Source organism: Alteromonas sp. G4i35 (assembly GCF_054960375.1).
Genome location: NZ_JBHNZD010000033.1, coordinates 1 through 20,697, shown reverse-complemented (window position 1 = coordinate 20,697; position 20,697 = coordinate 1). Strand labels below are relative to the sequence as shown.

The window sequence follows — 20,697 nt, the reverse complement described above, 5'->3', positions numbered from 1 at the left end:
GCGACATTTTGGCGGTTTTTGATAAAGTACCAGCCAAAATACTATTTGGTAATCACTTTATAAGGGTGCATGCCATGAATTCAACAACTAAGTTGGCATAAACTATGTCTAAAAGCCTAACTCATCAGCAGGCTATGCGTTATAACCGCCATATCGTGCTTCCAAAAGTGGATCTAGACGGTCAAGAAGCGCTGCTAAACGCCAATATTTGTATCATTGGTATTGGCGGGCTTGGCACCGCGGCTGCTACTAACCTTTGCGCCAGTGGCGTGGGCTCTCTTACACTTATCGACCACGACACAGTTGAGGCCACCAACCTGCCAAGGCAAACCTTGTTTAGCGAACAAGATGTAGGCACAAATAAAGTAGAGGCGGCTAAAGCGCGGCTTAGTGAAATAAACAGCGACTGCGACATTACCGTAATAGCAGAACCGTTTTCGGCGCCCAGCTCTACTCAGCTTTCACCAGTATTAAAACAAGCCATAGAGCGTGCTGACGTTGTGCTAGATTGCACCGACAATACAAACTCGCGAGATTTAATAAACCTACTGTGTTTTAAACTAAATACACCGCTAGTATCGGGTGCAGCCATTCGCTTTGAAGGCCAGCTATTCGTCGCTATACCCGGTGAGAGCCGTTGCTATGCATGCTTGCGGACGCTATTTGAATCGCCTGACCTAAGCTGTGTTGAGGCAGGTATATTCTCGCCAGTAGTAAATATTGTTGGTACTTACCAAGCTATGCTTGCCATGCAAGTATTGATGGATTTCGATAATATTCCTAAAAACACGTTAATGACGTTTGATGCTCTGTCGCACGAGTGGCGAAACTGGAAACTACCTAAAGGCGTAGATTGCGAGCTATGTGCTTGTTAAGTTTATGTGCATTTGCGGCATGAATTCTAAAAACGTGATTAATAACAACAGACTAAAACAAAGAACAAGACAGAAAATAGGTTGATTTAAATGACAACCCAAGTAGTGAAAAAACACATGGTAGTGGCGCAAAACGCGTCTGGACGTAACATGAACGTGCCAATTTATCGAATGAAAGGAGCGCGTCCTGGCCCCACCGTGTATATTCAAAGCTCTATTCACGGCGCTGAAGTGCAAGGCAACGTGGTAATTTACCATCTCATTCAGCGCTTAAAAGACATGGATATTTGCGGCGAAATTATCCTAGTGCCCAACTGTAATCCCATTGGTACTAACATTAAAGCCGGTGAGTACACATTAGGCCGGTTCGATCCTGTGAACGGCACAAACTGGAACCGGGGCTACTTCTTCGATAAAGATGCAGTTGAACATTTCGCCAAAACCGTTACACGCGAAGAGTCAATTGAAGGCATAAAACAACGTTTTCGTGCTCACTTGTCTAACGCTATCGACAACAAACTGGCTGAACCATGGGGCCTAGGACTAGCGCAGCAGTTGAACCTAAAGCTACAGCAAATGGCGGTCAACGCCGATTTCGTGTTAGATCTCCACAACGGCCCGGTGTCTACCCGCCACGTTTATATTCCCGAGTACGCCAAAGACAGTGCTAAGCTGTTTAACATTCCCCATTGTATTTTTATACCTAACGTATTTGCAGGTGCGCTAGACGAAGCGACGTTCTGCCCGTGGTGGACACTGCAAGAAAGCATAAAAACTAATTTAGAGCGCGAGATTAGCTTTAACGTAGAGGCTTTCACGCTAGAAATGGGTAGCCAAGAAGTGATCGACTTTAACGAAGGTAACATAGATGCCACCAGTATTCTTAGCTACCTGAACGCTAAAGGTGTATTACACGAGTGTGACATTAAACCGAAAGCAATGCAGCGTTTAAGCGTGTATTTGAAAGACTATAAAACCCTGTTTACTAACTGGGGCGGCATGGTGGAATACATGGCGAAACCAGGCCAAACGGTGAAGAAAGGCGAACCACTGGCGCAAATTTTAAATATTGACGATCTGGATACCGACAACGGCAGCAGGACCTTAGAAGCGCCTTGCGATTTGATCCCTATTCTACACTTCCCGTCGGCTTCGGTATTGAGTGGGACGCAGCTTTACAAGGTGTTTACTAATTATCGGGAATTGTAGGTTTTATCTACAAATAGATACGATGCGAACTTGGTTGCAACAAATTGGACTAGAGTTTGTTGCAACCGCCCCAAGGGAGCGCTTATTCGCTGATTCATAAAGCAGCTACAAAGCGCACCTTTTTCACGAGAAAAATTGGCGAACTACGCAAGGGTAAATAGTCCGTTTTGCTAGATTCACTGAATATTTAGCAAGATAAAGCTTAGTTAATCCTATTTAGTACAAATTCGGCAATTTTTAAATCCTGAACTGCCAAACCCGTTAAATCTACAACCGTTGTCTCTGTTGCCATCGTTGGTCGCCTCCCCTTTGCGATTTCTGCTCCCAACTCGAACACTTGATGTTCACCAATAGCGGATGCACGAAGTGCTCTAGATACCTCACCACGTGTTAAACTTTGCTTTTTACTGTCCACAATAATTCTGGTGGCATTCACCAAAATATCTGTATCCAGCTCCTGCTTCTCGGGTGTATCGGAGCCAATTGCAATTATTAATGTTCCTGCTTGGATCATCTTCTGGCTTAGTAACGGTCGGGAAGACGGGGTTGTGGTAATGATAAGGTTTGACTTCTCCGCCAACGACTCCAAGTGCTCGATAAGCTCTACACTATAACCTTCGACTTGCATGGACCGTCTAAAGCGTTCAGCAGCTTCCGTTGAACGTCCCCACACTATAATCTTCTTACATCCCGTCACTTGACTCACTCGCTTCACCTGAAGACGTGCCTGAATACCAGTGCCTACTACCCCAATGGCAGAGACCACGGCAGGAGCAAAATACTTGGCAACAATGGCGCCTGCAATTGCAGTACGATGGTCGGTTAAAATACCTTCATCTTGCAGTAAACATTTGGCTTCACCTGTTTCGGTGGAGAACAGCATCATCAAGCCGTTGCTGGACGGCAAGCCTAATACACTATTGCCATAAAAGCCTGATGCAACCTTAATCACATAATGAACTCCAGCCTTGAGGTAACCGCACTTAATATGTACTTCACCTTTCTCAAGCACTAGTTCACTTACAGGCGGGATGCACGCTAAGCCTTTGGAATAGTCAACAAATCCACTTTCAACATCAAGTAATGGGTCGAATTGCCTCAGCACGGTCAGAATTTCAGATTTAGTGACAATCTTCATGTTTACACCCCATATTTGTGCTTCACATAATGACTAATTCTCTCCAACCCTTTTTCTAAATGATCGCTAGGCGCGCCTATTCCTACTCTGAAGTAACCGTCTAAGCCATACACATCACCAGGTAAAATAAGCACGCTCAATTCTTGTCTAAACTCGTGGGCAAGCTCAGTCGAGTTAACTGGTAAATCATAACGAATAAATGCCATACCTCCTGCCTTGGGGGGTACAAACGAGGCCCAGGAATTTTCATCGACCCACTCACTAATTCTATTTAGATTATCTATTAAGAATTCTTTACTGCGGGTTAATACCTGATGCCGAAAGGTTGGTTCTAGCACTATATTCGCTACATATTCGCTTACAGCACTAGTGGTGATGCTGGTATAATCCTTACACTGCCACGTTTTGTAGATGTCGTCGGGTAGCCCAACTAGCCATCCTAGGCGTAAACCAGGCATCGCCATAGCTTTTGACAAGCCGCAGGTAATAATCGCCTTTTCATATTCATCTGCAAAACTAGGTAGTTCATTTCCATCAAACTCCGCACCTTTGTATACCTCATCAGCATGGATATAAATGTCGTGCCGTTTTGCAAAGTTCACCAATTCCTGTATTTGTTCAAGAGGCAGCGTAGATCCCGTTGGGTTGTTGGGATGACAAATAGTGAGCATCTTGGTGTTAGCCGATATACTTTTTTCTAGCAGTTCAAAGTTTGGTAGCCAACCGTCTTGTTCCAATAATGGAATTTCGACGACCTTCACCCCTAACGACTTAGCCCACCCAGCTATTTGCATGTAGTTAGGAACAATAACTATTAGCTCATCGCCTTTTTCAAGTAAGCTCATTACCATTAGGAAATTTGCTTCAGCCGAGCCATTTGTAACGATTACATTGTCAGAAGTTCGATTGCTGTATAGGGCAGCAATGCGCTCTCGAAGTTGCACACTACCATTAGTCCAACCGTATCCAAGTTCAATACTCAATAGCTCCTGTTGCTGCTCCTGATTGAGCAGTTCGTTTAATCGATATGGGTGAACACCGCTATCAGATAGGTTCAGTTCAACTAAGTTTTCATAGAGTGATTGGATTCGTTCAAGTGTAAATTCATCGATTTGCATGATTTGTCTTCTATAGGTCAATTGATACTGCTCAGTGTATGCTTGACCTGCTAAGCGATGAATAACACAATAATTGAATTTCGCGCATTTAACTTTGTAAAACAAAGGAAAAGGCTGCGTTTACTTTGGAAAAATAAGATGGACAAGATTAACAGAAATATTCTACATATTTTGCAGTCTGAGGGGCGTATTTCCTTCTCGGAATTAGCGAAACGTGTCCACCTTTCCGCCCCCGCGGTTGCTGAACGCGTAAAGCGATTAGAAGAGGAAAGCGTAATTACTGGCTATACTGCAACAATCGATAGCCACAACATGGGATTACCTATTACAGCCATGGTTCAAGCCCGTGTATTTATTGGTAAGGAGCCGCAAATACTAGCATTTATGAAAGAACGGCTAGAGGTCGTTGAAGGATACAATGTGACGGGTGAACGCGCCTTCATTATGAAAGTAGCGACAGATTCAATGAAAGCACTAGACGGCTTTTTGGAAGATCTATCAATAATGGCAGAGTCCAATACAATGATGATATTGTCCAGCGTGACGAGGAAGCCGCTCACAATTTAAGTACAATTTATCCCATTCAAACCAATATCATGTTTAAACTCTCCACGTCCGTTAAACACGCTAAAACCAACATCGGTTGCTTTAAGCTCTAAATCTAAAACCCAGTCTATTTGTTCAATTGGTTTTAATTCAAAACGGTGTAAAGGAAGTGGGCATTTTAAGTAAAAGTTATGATAAGCCTTTCCCAAAGCACCTTGGTCTAGGGTATGCACGTAAATAGTGTTTTTGCCTATTTCAAATTCTTTATGAAAGTAGTCTGTATTATCGGTTAACACCATATCCATTGCGACGTCAAAAAAACCTAGGTTAACCTGAATAAAAGCCACTACAGCGATAAAAATGTTAAGGATGTTAGAAACCCATTTATTTTTGAACAAAAGCTTAAGTGCACCTTTCTGCTTAAAAATCAGGTAAACACCTGCACATACCGCTATCAATTTCACCCAGGCTACCATATCCCCGACCTGTGACATGAGCTTTGGGGAATGGTAGTTCATCCCCCACAAAACACTCCCATTAACGCTTTCAGCTAAAGGTATGAGAATTAGCAGTAGCCCAACAAATACAGGAATACGCCGTACCGCAGCATCCCTGTGCGGCATTGACGTTTTTTTACTACTATGGTTTTGCATCAGCAGCGTCCTTGGTAGCAGCGCATTTTAAATCGGCGAACCTGGCGGTAGCGGCTCTACTTCAAAGGTACTTGGCCATGCCTTACTAGCCCAATAAGTATCGAACTGTTCTTTCAGTATTTCATACTGATTGTCGTCTGCTTTGTCGTCTAACCATTCGCTAAATTCAAGCAGAGCAAGTTCGGCTTCCATTCTTACTTCAGGCGCCAACTTATCGTTAGTTACTGCTTTCATCACTGCATTTAACGCCACTAACTGTAAGCGTTTTGCTAATGGGCTTTGTGACTTATTTTTATACCAGTGAACATTAAGTATTTGCTTCACCAGCATAGAAACGCCTACTTTTTTGCGTCTGTCATTAGTGCTTCTTGTCTGCCACTCCAAGCGGTTTAAGCGCTCTGGGTGCAATAGTAATTCAAACGCAAAGTTAGATGCAGAAGCGGCGGTAGAAACAGGGTCTAACATTAACCCCATTTTGCCCTTAAAGTGCTCGCGAGTAATATCGTCGCCATACGCTGTCGGTGGAATAAGGGCGAGTACCGATTCAGGTATAGTCAAGTAGTCCGCGGTAGTAGCTGTAATTAACTGCTGCATAGCGCGTTGCTGCACTGCAGGCGCTACAAACTGTTGGCCCTGTGCTTTGGTATAGTCACCTTTGCGTTCGTATTCATACACTAAGCCGCCGACTTGCTTTGCAACGGCTTCTAACTGATAACGGTGGAGTAAGTAAATAGGCACTAAAGCATTTTCAAGCGAGGATAAACTGCTATTTGGGCTTAAGGTGTCTAAACCTAAATTGGCTAACGCCAGTTCGCGTACTTGTGAAATTTCATCGAAAGCATCTAGCGGATTGCTACCGTTTTCCCACATATGGCCGTTTGCCGATGCATGGCGACTACTGCGCGTATCGGGGTCTGACTTAAAACTTAAACCCTCATTACGGCCTTTTACGATAATTTTTGCCAAGACTTCGGTTGCCTCTACGTCGCTGGCAAAATCTTGATAGCCATACGCTACGGCGTGAATATCCCATGCGCCTATGCCTTTATCATACGCGCCTTCCAAGCTAATTTTGCCGTTTTTAATACTAATTTTGGGATGAGGATAATCCATTACCGACGCACGGTTATTTTCACTTGCCGCAAAGTTGTGGGCTATACCCAATGTGTGCCCTACTTCGTGGGCTGAAAGCTGCCTAATGCGGTCTAAAGCCATTTCTTGCTGTGCAGTGGTGTCGGTGCTGCCGTCCTTAAAAGGACTGGTTAGGCCAAGGGCAATTAAATAATCTTGTCTTACACGCAATGAGCCGAGCGTAACGTGACCTTTGATAATTTCACCAGTGCGCGGGTCGACAACCGACGAACCATAAGACCAACCGCGCGTTGCGCGATGTACCCAGTTGATTACGTTATAGCGCACGTCCATTGGGTCGGCACCTTCGGGCAATACTTTCACCTGAAACGCATCTTTGTAGCCTGCGGCTTCAAAGGCTTGATTCCACCAGCTCGCCCCTTCTTTAAGCGCGGTCATTACGGGTTCTGGAATACCAGGATCTAGGTAATACACAATAGGCTCTACTGCTTCGCTCATTGCAGCATGCGGGGTTTTCTTGTTTAAACGATGGCGGGTAATAAAACGCTGTTCAGTAGGCTCGCTGATAGGCGTTGAATAATCAAAGTAACTGAATTTCCAGTAGCCCGAGTACGGGTGGTACTCTCTGGGCGTGTAATTGTCGTCAGGCAGCGCCATAAACGAATGATGCAAGTGCACCGACAAGCTTTCTGGGTCGGGCGTAACTTGCTGCACGTATTCGCCTGGCTTCTTACCTGCAAAGGTGACTAAAGCCTCTAATTCAGTATTCTTTTCAAACCCTTTGGTTTTAGGTAAATACACGCCGCTTCGCATGTTATCTACGCTAAAACTGCCTTGCTTAGTTCCCGCTAAGCGATTGCCAATGCCGTGAATATCGCTTAATAAGAACGGTGTGTAATCTATTAGACTGGCGCTGTCGTTTTTGGCTACCAGCGTAAAACCTGCGATAACCGAATCAGCAAAGGCTTCATCAATGCTCTGTTTCTCAGCGTCGCTGCCGTGAGCTGCTCGATATTTGGTGTTGTGCTGCTTTAATAAAACCTTGTTTCCAAATTTTTCAAAGCTTACTAAACGCGTATTGCCTAGCTGGCCGCGATCAAGGCCAATGTCGTTAGACCCTACACCATAAGGCAAACTGCTTTGAAACAGGTATTCGGCGTGGGCTGTTGGCACCGCCAAGTAAACTTTGTCGCTTTCATCGTCATAGTAAACAGGAATTAAACCATCTTTTTTGGTCATATCGCTGGTGAATTCACCAATGCTTGGCAGCGCAGCCAACGCGGAAGACGTAGACACGACAAATAATACCGTAATCGCAATGGCCGATTTACCCGATGCTTTTACTTGTCGCGCCGCTTTATGAAAAATGTTCAATTGCAGCATGCAGTTAGTCCTTATTATTGTGAATTTCTAGCCTACCCTATGTGGTGGGTTTTGCCCATGGTAGTTCATCGTTTAATGCGCTCTTTTTGCTTGTTATTTAGCTGTGAACGGGCTTGGTTTTTCCTACCGAAGGTAATGCACTAAAAACGCAACTATATGGAAGAAAACAGCTGGCATTGACTCAGCTCAATTGCCGTTTAAACATTCAAAAACACAAGCGACAACAAATTATTTGATCTTGGTCAACACCAAGCTTTGTTTGAGTTGTAGAGGTATTTTACGGCTTATAAAATCCGCCGCCTTGTTTAAAGCGTCTAGTAGCGGTTTTTATCTATGACTTCAAAATTATCACCTAATCGCAGCTCTTCTAACCTACGTGAAGACTCAGTTTCAACATTGCCAAACCAAACGTTAATCGCGCCAGAGTTGCTTGCACCTGCGGGTAGCTTACGCAACATGCGCTACGCTTTCGCCTATGGCGCTGATGCTGTTTATGCTGGGCAGCCACGCTACTCGCTTCGCGTAAGAAACAACGAATTCAGCCTTGAGAACTTAGCGATAGGCATAGAAGAAGCACATGCTTTAGGTAAAAAGTTCTATGTAGTAAGCAACATTGCTCCGCACAACAGTAAGCTAGGTACCTACCTTAAAGATATTTCACCAGTAATTGCTATGAAGCCCGATGCGTTAATTATGTCAGACCCAGGGCTTATTATGATGGTGCGCGACGCCTTCCCTGAAATGCCTATTCACTTGAGTGTACAGGCCAATGCGGTGAACTACGCCACGGTGAAGTTTTGGCAGAAACAAGGCATAGAGCGCGTTATTTTGTCCCGAGAGCTCTCTTTGGAAGAAATTGAAACTATTCGCGAGCATGTTCCAGACATGGAATTGGAAGTGTTTGTGCATGGCGCGCTTTGTATGGCGTATTCGGGGCGCTGCTTATTGTCTGGATATATGAATAAACGCGATCCGAATCAGGGCACTTGTACCAATGCTTGTCGATGGTCTTACGATGTTAAGGCAGGCGAGGAAAACGAAACTGGCGACATCGCTCTAACCAATGAGATTAATAAGGCAGCTACAGCACCTCAAGTGGTAATTCCTACCCTTGGTGAAGGCACGCCAAGCTCCCAAGTGTTTATGTTAGAAGAAAAGGAAAAGCCTGGCGAACTGATGCCAGCTTTTGAGGACGAGCATGGCACCTATATTATGAATTCTAAAGATTTGCGAGCCGTGCAACATGTTGGCAGGTTAACCCTAATGGGCGTGCATAGTTTAAAAATAGAAGGCCGCACTAAATCACATTACTACTGCGCTAGAACAGCACAAGTTTATCGCAAAGCAATTGACGACGCGGTAGCAGGAAAGCCTTTTGATAGTACATTAATGGGAAGCTTGGAAACTTTAGCGCATCGAGGTTATACCGAGGGTTTCTTGCGTCGCCATGCGCACCACGCGTATCAGAACTATGAGTATGGCCACTCAGTCAGCGATAAACAGCAATTTGTTGGTGAAGTGATTGACCGTTGTGAAGAGTCTGGCTATGCAATTATAAACGTTAAAAACAAATTCTGTGTGGGTGACTCGCTCGAGTTGATGACGCCAAGCGGCAACATTACCTTTACGCTAAATGAGATGCTGGATAAGAGAAAACATTCTATTACGGATGCTAAGGGTTCAGGACACCAAGTAAGAATACCGATACCCAGCGATGTGTCTCTAAACTTTGCCCTACTACTGCGAAATCTAGATGAAGGCGTTGATACCCGCAATCCGTTTCGAAAAGCGGCTAACGCAGTAACACCCGAAAACGTGAGCGAGGCATAATGCATGGCACTGCTTATTCTTGATAGCTGCATTAACTGCGACATGTGCGAACCTGAATGCCCTAACGCCGCTATAAGCATGGGCAGTAAAGTGTATGAAATAGACCCATTACGCTGTACAGAATGCGTGGGGCATTACGATGCGCCTACTTGCGCAGCGGTATGCCCACTAGATGTTGTTAAGCCTGACCCGCACAATAAAGAATCACTAGACGAGCTGGCCGAAAAGTTTGTTCGTTTAAATAGTTAGCTATGAAGTAAGTCAGCGAGTTAATTGTACTTCTCGAAGAATTCCCTTGAATCATAACCAAGAGTGATCCCTAATTGCGGTACAGTTTGAATTGGCATTACTAATAAGGGTTTTATTTTGAAGTTTGCCTCTCGCGCTACGGCGATCTCTCCGTTTCTTGCTATGGCCTATGGCGAAAAAGCCACGGCACTAGAACTGCAAGGTAAAGATGTTATAAGACTTAATTTAGGCGAGCCTGATTTCGGCGCACCCGCGGCAGTGCTCGCCGCAATGAAAGAAAGCTTAAATGCCCCAGTTTTTCCCTATACCTCGGCGCTGGGCATGCCTGAACTACGTGAAGCCATTGCACGCTTTTATGAAGTTAAACATGGCGTAGCGGTAAGCCCTTCTAGAGTGGTCGTGACCGCTGGGGCTTCTGGCGCTTTACTTTTGGCAAGTGCTGCCTTGGTTGAACCAGGCGACAACGTGATATTGGGCGACCCTTCTTACCCTTGTAACCGACGTTTTTTAAACGCATTTGGCGCAGAGGTAACGCTGGTACCAACACGCAGTGAGGATAACTTTCAGCTAACCGCAACAAGTGTTGCCGATAATTGGAAGCACAACACGAAAGGTGTACTTATTGCCACACCTGCCAATCCTACTGGTACGGTTATAGATGCAGAAGAGTTGACTAAAATTGGCGAGTACTGCAAATCCAAAGGTGGCTTTTTAATTGTTGACGAAATTTACTTGGATCTATCGCTTTCGGCTGATCTTGATGTACGCAATGATACATTCGCTTCCCAGTCGACCTTGGGCACTGATACCAAACTTCAAACCGTACTTGCCAATGCGCAGCTTGAAGAAACAGTGGTCGTAATAAACAGTTTTTCCAAATATTTTGGCATGACCGGCTGGCGTCTTGGCTGGTGTGTGGTACCTGAAGCAATGACGCCCATCGTTGAAAAACTCGCGCAGAATTTGTTTATTTGCCCCTCTACCCTATCGCAAAAAGCCGCTCTTGCGTGCTTTACACCAGAAGCATTGGCGCAATGCGAGCAAAACCGCCATACGCTGGAAAAGCGTGCTTCCCTTGTTTTTAGTGCACTTGAAAATATGGGGCTTGGTTTAGATGCAAAGCCTGACGGTGCGTTTTACGCCTACATCAATATTAAGCACACAGGGCTAAGTGCAATTGAATTTTGTGATGCCCTACTTTCACAACATCATGTAGCGCTTACGCCGGGTAATGATTTTGGTGAGCACAATGCCAACCATTACGTAAGACTGTCTTTCGCCACTAGCATTGAACGCTTGGAGGAAGGGCTTTCACGGCTTGCTGAGTTTGTAGAATCATTAAGCTAACGCTTTTTTATGCTCACCATTTAATTTCGTGAATAGACAAATATTACCGAAAAAAATGATAGATATGGGTGCTTGTGCGTATATTGAGTAACGCATATTGATGACACGTGTCGAAACGAGATAAAACAGGACAAAACAATGAGTAACGAACGGGAATTTGATGTAGTTATTTTCGGTGCTACAGGTTTTACGGGTAAGTTAGTAGCTGAATATTTTCAGGCTCAGTATGGCAGCGATGACAACGTTAAGTGGGCGGTCGCAGGCCGAAACGAAGCTAAACTCAACGGCGTAAAAAAGGAGCTAGGCATTAGTGAAAGCGTTGCTAGCATTGTAGCCGATGGTGATGATGATGACGCGCTAAATGCGTTGACGAAGCGCACAGCCGTTGTACTTACCACTGTTGGTCCGTATCAAATTTACGGTGAAAAGTTACTTTCTGCATGTGTCGATAACGGCACCGGCTATACAGATCTTTGCGGTGAGCCAGCCTGGATGCACCAAATGATCAATAAATACGAAGCGAAAGCTAAAGAAACCGGCGCAAACATTGTGTTCTCGTGTGGCTTTGACTCTGTGCCTTTTGACCTTGGTGTGTACTACCTTCAAGAACATGCCAAAAAGCAAACTGGCGATGTCATTGAATATGTAAAAGGTCGCGTTCGTAAAATGCAGGGCACGTTCTCTGGCGGTACGGCTGCAAGTTTAAAAGCGACCATGGCGGCTGCGCACAAAGATAAGTCTGTCATGGCGGCACTTATTAACCCGCACTCATTAACCGATGGCGCGTCAAATCAGCCACAGCCCGATGGCAATAAACCTTACTTCGATGAGCAGTTAGGCACATGGGTTGCACCATTTATTATGGCGGCCATCAATACTAAAAACGTTCATCGCACGAACTACCTGGGCGGATATAGCTACGGCAAGAACTTTCAATATGATGAAATGATGATGACTGGTCCAGGTGAGAAAGGTGAAGCCATGGCGAATCACGTTGCCAAAGATAAGTCGCTTGCAAGTGATGATGGCCCTAAACCAGGTGAAGGCCCGAGCAAAGAAGAGCGCGAAAATGGCTTTTACGATGTCATGTTTGTGGGTACCGCTACCAATGGTGATATGCTAGCCGTATCGGTAAAAGGCGACAAGGATCCAGGTTACGGCTCTACCAGTAAAATGATTTCAGAATCTGCCCTTTGCTTGTGCAAAGACGTTAGTTTATCTGGTGGTTTCTTCACACCTGCGGCAGCACTTGGTAACAAGCTTATCCGCCGTTTAGAAGAAAAAGCAGGCTTAACGTTTATTATCGAGAAATAGCGATTCAAAAAACGAAGGCTGAACACAAATTGCGTTCAGCCTTTTCTCTCTGCGCTAGGTGTTATTGTTGTTTTTTAAGCGAGTACCGCTTTTAATGCTTTAACGCACGCGTCAGTTTCTTCAGGTGTCCCTACGCTAATACGTGACCATGAGTCGTACCCAGGCCACGTGCGCCCTACAACCTTTATACCTTGAGCTTTCATCTTTTCTGCAAATTTATCGTGCGGCATGCCCGTATCCATGTAAATAAAATTCCCTTGTGGATTTGGCGCAAACGGCTGCTTTAACTCTTTAGCTACTTTTACTAACTTTTCACGCTCAGTTTTAATGCGTGAGCGCATTGTGTTTAAGTTCTCATGATCATCCATACTTGCCATACCCGCTACTAATGCCAAGTAATTCACACCACCCATGCGCAGCATACCGCCCATTGTTTTAGCTTGCTCAGCAGGCATGATGGCGTAACCGAGACGCTGTCCCGCCATGGCGTGAATTTTAGAGAAGGTGCGGCAAATCACCACGTTGTACCCCTCAGCTACTAGCTTCGATTGCACATTAGCGGGGTAAGCATCAGACATTTCAATGTAGGCTTCATCGATGAAAACCTGTGCTTTCTTCGATACGCGTTTTGCAAAAGCGGTAAGCTTCGCCGCATCTACCATGCTCCCTGTCGGATTATTTGGATTACATACGTACACAGCAGTCGTATCTTCGGTTACTGCAGCTTCAATTGCATCTAGGTCAAAAGTCATATCATTGGCTAACGGCACGTAGATCACGTCTGCCCCCATAAACTCAGCGCCCCGTGGTACGCCTTCGTAGGTTGCCATAGACGTTACCAGCTTATTGCCGTTTTTGGTGATCCAGTCCGCATAGCCAAAAAGAATAGGTGAAGATCCATTCGTAATTACGATTTGCTCAGCAGATACGCCTTCTTGCTCAGCAATTTTTTGCGCTAACACTTCAACCGTAGCGTCGGTATAACGCGCTAGGTTTAAAAGCTCGCTTTGCATTGCCTTTGCGGCTTTTTTTGACGGCCCAAAGGCATTTTCATTCGACGATAGGCGAATAAGACCATCGTTTACATTTGGGGTAGCAGACGGGAAGTGTTCAGTTTGCATACCTGCGGCACGAAGGTCGCCCATAATACTGTCAACGCTGGTCGTTAGCGCTACTGCTCCTGCACCTAATCCCACTGACTTTAACCAATTACGGCGTGAAGAATTCACGGTGCTCTGTTGTTCATTTTTATTCATATTTCGCTCTGTCTTCCGTCTACATTCACTTTAGACTAAAGGCTTATTTTTAAACGCGCAATAGCATAAAAACGCTAAACCATTGACATAAATGCACTTTCTACGTGCATGTGGCGCACTAAAATTGACAACATAAGAAGTTTTAACGCGTTAAGTCGTTACATTACGGTGCAGCGTTATTTTGTCGTTTTTAGCGTTTGCGATGAATGACATTTTTTCTGATGTTAAAGGCGCAGCACTCTCTCGCTATTGGTTCTTCGCACTTGAAGCCTGCCTTTTATACGACTGTGTAATCCATCTATATAAATACAAAGTAAGAATTACGGCGAAACATTAATCGATTACTCAGTATGCAAAACAGGAGTTAAATATGGCTAAGGACCACGGCAACCAAATTAAAAACGACGACACTTACGAAGCCCTTCGCGAGGAAGGCTATAGCAAAGAGAAGTCGGCGCGGATTGCCAATGCGCAAGCCAATAGCGAACAAACGCCTTCTAAAGATGGTGGAAAAGGCAAAAAGTACGAGGATCGCACTAAAGAGGAACTGTATCAAAAGGCCAAGGAAGTCGGCATTGAAGGTCGCTCTAACATGAGCAAAGACGAATTAATTGATGCGTTACGCAATCATTAGTGGCGGATAGACCGCCACATACAAAAACTGGTCACTGTGGCGGTGATGATTACGTTTTATCAGTCACGCATAATTTGTGCATTTCGTGGCAAACCTCAACTTCAAGTAAAGATCTACCACCTCAATAGTAGGCGACTAGCTCTTCGCCCGCCCAATACATGACAATATTTCATGATAAAATGAAAATAAGTCATTTTTATTCATAGTTAAATCAACGTATAACGTGTTCATAGCTTTTACAGCAGTCTCACTACTCGGTTTAACTTTAGGAATAGAAGCGCATTCTCATGAACAACAACGTGAACACAGATTTCTCTTTTACTATTAACAGCGTTCAGTTTAATGAAGATTATCGCCCTTCAGACAACACACGCATCACCACCAACTTCGCCAATTTAGCTCGTGGTCAACGCCGCAAAGAAAATTTGCGCGATGCACTAAGCATGATAAACAACCGCTTCAATGCACTGGCTAGCTGGGATAATGAAAGTGGCGATCGCTATGCTGTCGAACTTGAAATTGTGTCGGTAGATATCGACGTTGAGGGTAACGGCAACACATTCCCAACTATCGAGATCTTACAAACCAATATAATTGACAAAAAAACGGGCAAGCGTACCCAAGGTATTGTGGGAAACAACTTCTCGTCTTATGTTCGCGATTATGACTTTAGCGTTCGTCTATCTAATCACAATCGTGGCCAGTCTTCGTTCAGTGTCCCTACCGATTTTGGTGATCTGCACGGAAAGTTGTTTAAGTATTTCGTTAATTCAGAAGCCTATAAAGCACATTTTTCAAAGCTGCCGGTCATTTGTTTAAGCGTTTCCGACAATAAAACCTACCGTCGAACAGAAAATCAGCACCCCGTTTTAGGCGTTGAATATCAGCCTAATGAATCATCACTAACTGAACAGTATTTCAAGAAGATGGGCTTAAACGTGCGCTATTTCATGCCACCAAACAGTGCTGCTCCTTTTGCATTTTATTTCTTTGGTGATTTGTTAAACGACTACACCAATTTAGAACTTATCAGCACTATTGCTACGATGGAGACCTTCCAGAAAATTTATCGCCCTGAGATTTATAACGCTAACGCCCAGGCAGGTTTAAGCTACAAACCAAACTTGAAAAATAGCGATCACTCAGTGACTCGCATTGTTTATGACCGTGAAGAGCGGACTCATCTAGCCGTTGAACAAGGCAAGTTCGTAGAAGAGAACTTTATAAAGCCTTATCAACACAAGTTAGCGCAATTCACAGCAAGCTACGCCTGATCCGTTGATTTAGATACTTGCGACATTCAAACCGCACACGTTGCGACAACAAAACTATGATAAGGGCAGTACGTTCTGCCCCTCGCGCATCCATACAAATTATTGATTAGAAAAAAGCGAATCACATGAAAAAACTACTCCCCACTTCTATTGCAGGCAGTCTTCCAAAACCATCGTGGCTTGCACAGCCTGAAACCCTGTGGTCGCCGTGGAAGCTAGAAGATGAAGCATTAGAGGAAGGCAAAAAAGACGCGCTTCGCGTTACGCTTCAGGAACAAGCCCTATCAGGCATCGATATTGTGTGTGACGGTGAGCAAACCCGTCAGCATTTTGTAACTACCTTTATTGAGCACCTTGACGGTGTTGATTTTGAAAACCGTAAAACCGTACGTATTCGAAATCGCTACGACGCTAGCGTACCTGTCGTTACCCAAGCTGTTACACGGCCAAAATCAGTGTTCGTTGAAGACGCAAAGTTCTTAAGGAGCCAAACTGATCAGCCCATAAAATGGGCGTTACCTGGCCCTATGACGATGGTTGATACGCTGTACGACGACCATTATAAAAGTCGCGAAAAACTTGCGTGGGAGTTTGCCAAAATACTAAACCAAGAGGCAAAGGAGCTTGAGGCTGCTGGTGTTGACATTATCCAGTTTGATGAACCTTCGTTTAACGTATTTTTCGATGAGGTCAATGAATGGGGTATTGCCGCATTAGAAAGAGCCATTGAAGGGCTTAAATGCGAAACTGCGGTGCACATTTGCTACGGATATGGCATCAAAGCTAATACCGATTGGAAGAAGACATTAGGCTCTGAGTGGCGACAATATGAGGAGAGCTTTCCTAAGCTAGCAAAATCTAATATTGATATGGTTTCTCTGGAGTGCCATAACTCCCATGTACCCATTGAACTGATCTCGCTTCTTAAAGGCAAAAAAGTGATGGTGGGCGCTATTGATGTTGCAACTGACACAATAGAGACACCAGAAGAAGTAGCAGCTACATTACGTGAAGCATTAAAGTACGTGGATGCCGACAAACTCTACCCTTGTACAAACTGTGGTATGGCCCCCCTTTCACGACAGGTTGCTCGAGGCAAGCTTGAGGCGCTCAGCGCTGGCGCTGAAATAGTAAGGCAGGAATTAGCTCAGAAGCTCAGTGCTTAATACGCCTCAAAACTTTTGTTAAGCAAGAGCATTTTGAAAGCGCACTAAAGCCCATATCAAAGTGGGCTCTTTCATTTCTAGCGGTTCAAAACAGTATCAGCGTTATTCTCATCTTTTCGACCTTATTTAAGGTTAACTCCCTCACATTATTTATAGTTTCCACAGAATCAAGGATAATTAAAAAAATCATTAAGAAATAAGAGAGAAAATATAGCACATGGAGAAGTAACGAATATTTAACTTATGAGCAACATTATCAATTACCTGATTTAAAACAGCGACAAAACAACTATTATTCACGTTAAAAAAAGAAACTTTAGTATACACGGTTTAAATTTACTCAGTTAGTGCAATATACGAGCAAAAACCTTCTAACTCAAAACTAAACAAGCAAATGAAAAACAAGACGAAAACCGCTTATTAAGTGCTCTAAAAAGACACTTTTCGACCACATGGTCAATATAAAAACAATTGTTGAACATTATTAATACAAAACTTAAAAATATTAATTAAACCTACTATTTATAAATTCTTTAAAATTAAGTTAACTCTTTCATAGCTAGAATTTAATTCACCGCAAAAAATTGATTTATTTAATACTAGATAATTAGAATGCGCGCCATTGCAACATAAGTAAAAACTACGCATGCAATTTGGCTAGCCCTTGCCTATTTACGGGGCGTTAACCAACAACAAGCACGTAAATCTAATTCACTAGGAACAATCCATGAAAAATATTGCAACTGCAGTTCAGTTAGCATTAGCAGGAAGTGTCGCGTTGACCTCAGGCAACGTTCTTGCACAGGACTCAACAAATGAAAGCGCTGACGTTGAAAAAATTCAGGTCACCGGTTCTCGTATCTCTCGTCAGGGCGCTATCGCTCCATCACCAGTAACAGCCATTTCTGGTGAGTCACTTCTTAATTCAGGTGCGATGAACATTGGTGAGGTGCTTAATGAGCTTCCTTCACTTGCAAACACATTCTCATTGGGTAATTCAGGTCAATTTATTGGAACTGCTGGTCTAAATATTCTTGACCTACGAGGTATGGGTACTGACCGCACGTTAGTATTGGTAGACGGTAAACGTCACGTATCTTCTTCAGCAGGCTCTGCAGCGGTAGATACCAACACCATCCCTACTTCGTGGATTGAGCGCGTAGAAATCGTTACTGGCGGTGCTTCTGCGGTTTATGGTGCAGATGCAGTAACTGGTGTTGTTAACTTCATTCTTAAAAAGAACATTGAAGGTTTCGACGTGAGTGCGACGCAAGGCTTTGCACAGGAAAACGGTTATAAGAACGATAAATACCAGGCATCATACGGCTTTAACTTCGACAATGATCGCGGCAACATTGCTTTTGCAGCCGAATACAGCTCACAAGAAGCTTTAGAGGCCCTTGACAACCCTTGGACTGCAACGTCGTATCGTAATATGAGCTTTGAAAGCATCATGGGATACGAGCGCAGTGAAGACCAGTTAAATTCAACGGCATTTCCTGACAACTTTTACACTGCTAATGCGGGCTACTACACACTAAACAACTCTGGCGTTTTTGGCGGCAACTCTCAGACTTTCAACGCTGACGGTTCAATTCGCGAAATCTACACCGGTGACCAAGTAGACGGTGCGTTCTGCGCAAACTGTGATTCGTTTAACCTGCGCCAGTTTACGCAGCTTCAGCCTGAGTTTGATCGTACTAACCTAAATGTAAAAGGTAACTACGAGCTAAACGACGACACCACAGTGTATGCACAGGCTAAGTACGCGCGTACTCGTGCAATTACAATGGGTCAGCCTGCTTTCTTCTATGGCGGCTCAGAGACAACCATTTATCGTAACAATGCCTTTCTAGATGATAGCGTTGCCGCATACATGGATGAAAACGAACTAGACAGCATTCAGCTTAACCGCATGATGACTGACCTAGGGCGCCGCACCGAAGCAGACGAGCGTGAAACTTATCGCTACGTGCTAGGTATCGAAGGCTACATTGGTGACGAGTGGAGCTACGAGGCATTTGTAAACTACGGCAAAACTGAATTAGAGCGTGAGAACCGCAACAACCTTGTTTTGCAAAACTTCGAAAATGCACTTAATGCAGTAACTGACGGCGATGGAAACATTGTTTGTGCGTCAGGTAGTGATGACGGCTGTGTACCGCTGAACATTATGGGCTTTGGTCAGCCTTCACAAGAAGCAATTGACTACGTCAATACTACATCAGTTGGCACAAGCAAAATTGAACAATACAACGCTGGCGCAACCATCGCAAACTCTGGTATTTATGAATTACCTGCAGGATACGTTGGCTTTGCAGCCGGTGTTGAATATCGCAAAGAAAAAAGCGAAATTGAAGAACCTGATAATGCAGCGGGTACCTTTTTCAACACTCTAGGTGAAGATAAAGGCGATTACGATGTATCAGAAGTATTTACTGAAGTTACTATTCCACTACTTGCCGATCTCCCTGGCGTAGAAATGCTGACATTTGATACTGCGGCGCGGATTGCCAACTACTCTTCGATTGGCAACGCGAAAAGCTGGAAGCTTGGTCTAGATTGGAAAGTGTATGAAGATTTACGTCTACGTGCGACAAAATCATCTGCACTACGCGCGCCGAACATCGGTGAACTTTATGGTGAAGCAAGCCAAACCTTCTTCCGCGTAGACGATCCATGTCGTACAGACAACCTTGCTGACTTAGCCAACGCCGACCAACGCATTGCAAACTGTGCAGCGTTAGGTATCCCTGCAGATTTCAACTCTGATTACGACTCAGCAACGCTAGAAGGCGTAAACGGTGGAAACATTGACTTGCAAGCGGAGAGCTCAATCTCTAAAACACTAGGTGTTGTCTATACTCCTAGCTGGTTTGAAGGCTTTACGGCTACTGTTGACTACTGGGAAATCGAGCTGACAGACGCGATTTCGTCTATTGACGGCCAAACAATTTTGGACCGCTGTGTTGACTCTGAGTCGGGTATTAACAACGTATACTGTGGCCTTATCGACCGTGATGGAACTACCGGTGAAATCACTCAGATTCGTAGCTATGCATTGAACATCGCGGGTCAAGAAGCCAAGGGTATCGACTTCGAACTAGGATATGATTTCGACGCGCTAGAAGGCGCATTCCGTACTAGCTTGATTGCGACTTACCTTAAAGACCGCAAAGAATTCCCATTCCAAGATAACCCTGAAGTATTCTATCAGTACGCAGGTACGGCAGGAGAATCTGATTGGCAGGGTGTATTCACCATCAACTATAGCCGTGGTGATTGGGAAGCAAGCTGGAAAACTCGCTACCTAGAACGTTCAAGCCTTTACGACAACCAAGAGTTAGCGCGTAACCCAAATCCGAGCAACCGTATGGAACTGCCTTCATACGCTGTGACTGACGTGACCGCGGGTTACAACTTTGCTAACGGTGTTAGCCTAACTGTGGGTATTGATAACCTGTTTAACCGTGCGCTACCGACAGGCACGACAGGCACGGGTTCAATAGACGGCGCGTACGACAACATTGGCCGCTTCGGTTACGTTACCGTAGCGTACAAAATGTAATTTACGTAATATTGAGCAATGATAAAAACGGCGCTTATTAGCGCC

The 20,697-nt window shown here is 44.5% G+C and carries 16 protein-coding genes; 11 read left to right on the top strand and 5 right to left on the bottom strand.

The genetic code is table 11. From position 1 onward, the window contains the following. Positions 1-104: 104 nt before the first annotated feature. Positions 105-875 carry a HesA/MoeB/ThiF family protein gene (locus ACFI6L_RS18165; protein WP_377948467.1) on the top strand — a complete coding sequence of 257 codons (771 nt, stop codon included), beginning with the start codon at positions 105-107 and terminating at the stop codon, positions 873-875. A 90-nt stretch (positions 876-965) separates the two neighbouring features. Next, positions 966-2,084, top strand: a complete 1,119-nt coding sequence (locus ACFI6L_RS18160; protein WP_462574568.1) for a peptidase M14 — start codon at positions 966-968, stop codon at positions 2,082-2,084. Positions 2,085-2,286: 202 nt separating this feature from the next. Here the strand turns inward: ACFI6L_RS18160 and ACFI6L_RS18155 are convergent, their stop codons facing one another. Next, positions 2,287-3,222: a Rossmann-fold NAD(P)-binding domain-containing protein gene (locus ACFI6L_RS18155; RefSeq protein ID WP_075177409.1), complete on the bottom strand. Its 936-nt coding sequence runs from the start codon at positions 3,220-3,222 to the stop codon at positions 2,287-2,289. Positions 3,223-3,224: 2 nt separating this feature from the next. After that, entirely contained in the window at positions 3,225-4,340 is a 1,116-nt protein-coding gene (locus ACFI6L_RS18150; RefSeq protein WP_061095260.1) for an aminotransferase class I/II-fold pyridoxal phosphate-dependent enzyme, read from the bottom strand. A gap of 138 nt (positions 4,341-4,478) precedes the next feature. Between ACFI6L_RS18150 and ACFI6L_RS18145 the strand changes: the two genes are divergently transcribed. Further along, positions 4,479-4,907 carry an Lrp/AsnC family transcriptional regulator gene (locus ACFI6L_RS18145; protein WP_014976775.1) on the top strand — a complete coding sequence of 143 codons (429 nt, stop codon included), beginning with the start codon at positions 4,479-4,481 and terminating at the stop codon, positions 4,905-4,907. Here ACFI6L_RS18145 and ACFI6L_RS18140 read toward each other — a convergent pair. Together ACFI6L_RS18140 and ACFI6L_RS18135 are read right to left on the bottom strand one after the other, a co-directional pair. Next, positions 4,904-5,539 (bottom strand): hypothetical protein, encoded by a 636-nt coding sequence (locus ACFI6L_RS18140; RefSeq protein WP_462574567.1) that lies wholly within the window; start codon positions 5,537-5,539, stop codon positions 4,904-4,906. The genes ACFI6L_RS18145 and ACFI6L_RS18140 overlap by 4 nt on opposite strands. Positions 5,540-5,566: 27 nt before the next feature. Next, positions 5,567-8,014, bottom strand: coding sequence for a zinc-dependent metalloprotease (locus ACFI6L_RS18135; RefSeq protein WP_462574566.1), 2,448 nt, complete (start codon positions 8,012-8,014; stop codon positions 5,567-5,569). A 333-nt stretch (positions 8,015-8,347) separates the two neighbouring features. Between ACFI6L_RS18135 and trhP the strand changes: the two genes are divergently transcribed. From trhP to ACFI6L_RS18115, 4 genes are all read left to right on the top strand, one after another. Next, entirely contained in the window at positions 8,348-9,844 is a 1,497-nt protein-coding gene (gene trhP, locus ACFI6L_RS18130; protein WP_462574565.1) for a prephenate-dependent tRNA uridine(34) hydroxylase TrhP, read from the top strand. Between the two features lie 3 nt (positions 9,845-9,847). Further along, complete coding sequence (locus tag ACFI6L_RS18125) at positions 9,848-10,093, top strand: YfhL family 4Fe-4S dicluster ferredoxin (RefSeq protein ID WP_462574564.1); 246 nt, start codon at positions 9,848-9,850, stop codon at positions 10,091-10,093. Positions 10,094-10,210: 117 nt separating this feature from the next. After that, positions 10,211-11,440 (top strand): aminotransferase class I/II-fold pyridoxal phosphate-dependent enzyme, encoded by a 1,230-nt coding sequence (locus ACFI6L_RS18120; RefSeq protein ID WP_462574563.1) that lies wholly within the window; start codon positions 10,211-10,213, stop codon positions 11,438-11,440. Between the two features lie 138 nt (positions 11,441-11,578). Next, positions 11,579-12,754 (top strand): saccharopine dehydrogenase family protein, encoded by a 1,176-nt coding sequence (locus tag ACFI6L_RS18115; RefSeq protein ID WP_462574562.1) that lies wholly within the window; start codon positions 11,579-11,581, stop codon positions 12,752-12,754. 74 nt (positions 12,755-12,828) lie between these two features. On the opposite strand, the gene ACFI6L_RS18110 is transcribed toward ACFI6L_RS18115, so the two are convergent. Next, positions 12,829-14,010: a pyridoxal phosphate-dependent aminotransferase gene (locus ACFI6L_RS18110; RefSeq protein ID WP_061486020.1), complete on the bottom strand. Its 1,182-nt coding sequence runs from the start codon at positions 14,008-14,010 to the stop codon at positions 12,829-12,831. Positions 14,011-14,380: 370 nt separating this feature from the next. Between ACFI6L_RS18110 and ACFI6L_RS18105 the strand changes: the two genes are divergently transcribed. The 4 genes from ACFI6L_RS18105 (at position 14,381) to ACFI6L_RS18090 (ending at position 20,652) form a co-directional block, all read left to right on the top strand. Next, positions 14,381-14,644 (top strand): DUF7218 family protein, encoded by a 264-nt coding sequence (locus ACFI6L_RS18105; RefSeq protein WP_014949788.1) that lies wholly within the window; start codon positions 14,381-14,383, stop codon positions 14,642-14,644. 299 nt (positions 14,645-14,943) lie between these two features. Next, entirely contained in the window at positions 14,944-15,918 is a 975-nt protein-coding gene (locus ACFI6L_RS18100) for a DUF1852 domain-containing protein (RefSeq protein ID WP_014949789.1), read from the top strand. Between the two features lie 125 nt (positions 15,919-16,043). Next, on the top strand, positions 16,044-17,084 hold the full coding sequence (locus tag ACFI6L_RS18095) for a methionine synthase (RefSeq protein ID WP_039216499.1): 1,041 nt from the start codon (positions 16,044-16,046) through the stop codon (positions 17,082-17,084). Between the two features lie 727 nt (positions 17,085-17,811). Continuing rightward, a complete protein-coding gene (locus ACFI6L_RS18090; protein ID WP_283619978.1) occupies positions 17,812-20,652 on the top strand; it encodes a TonB-dependent receptor domain-containing protein in 2,841 nt (946 codons plus the stop codon). The last annotated feature ends 45 nt before the right edge of the window (positions 20,653-20,697 follow it).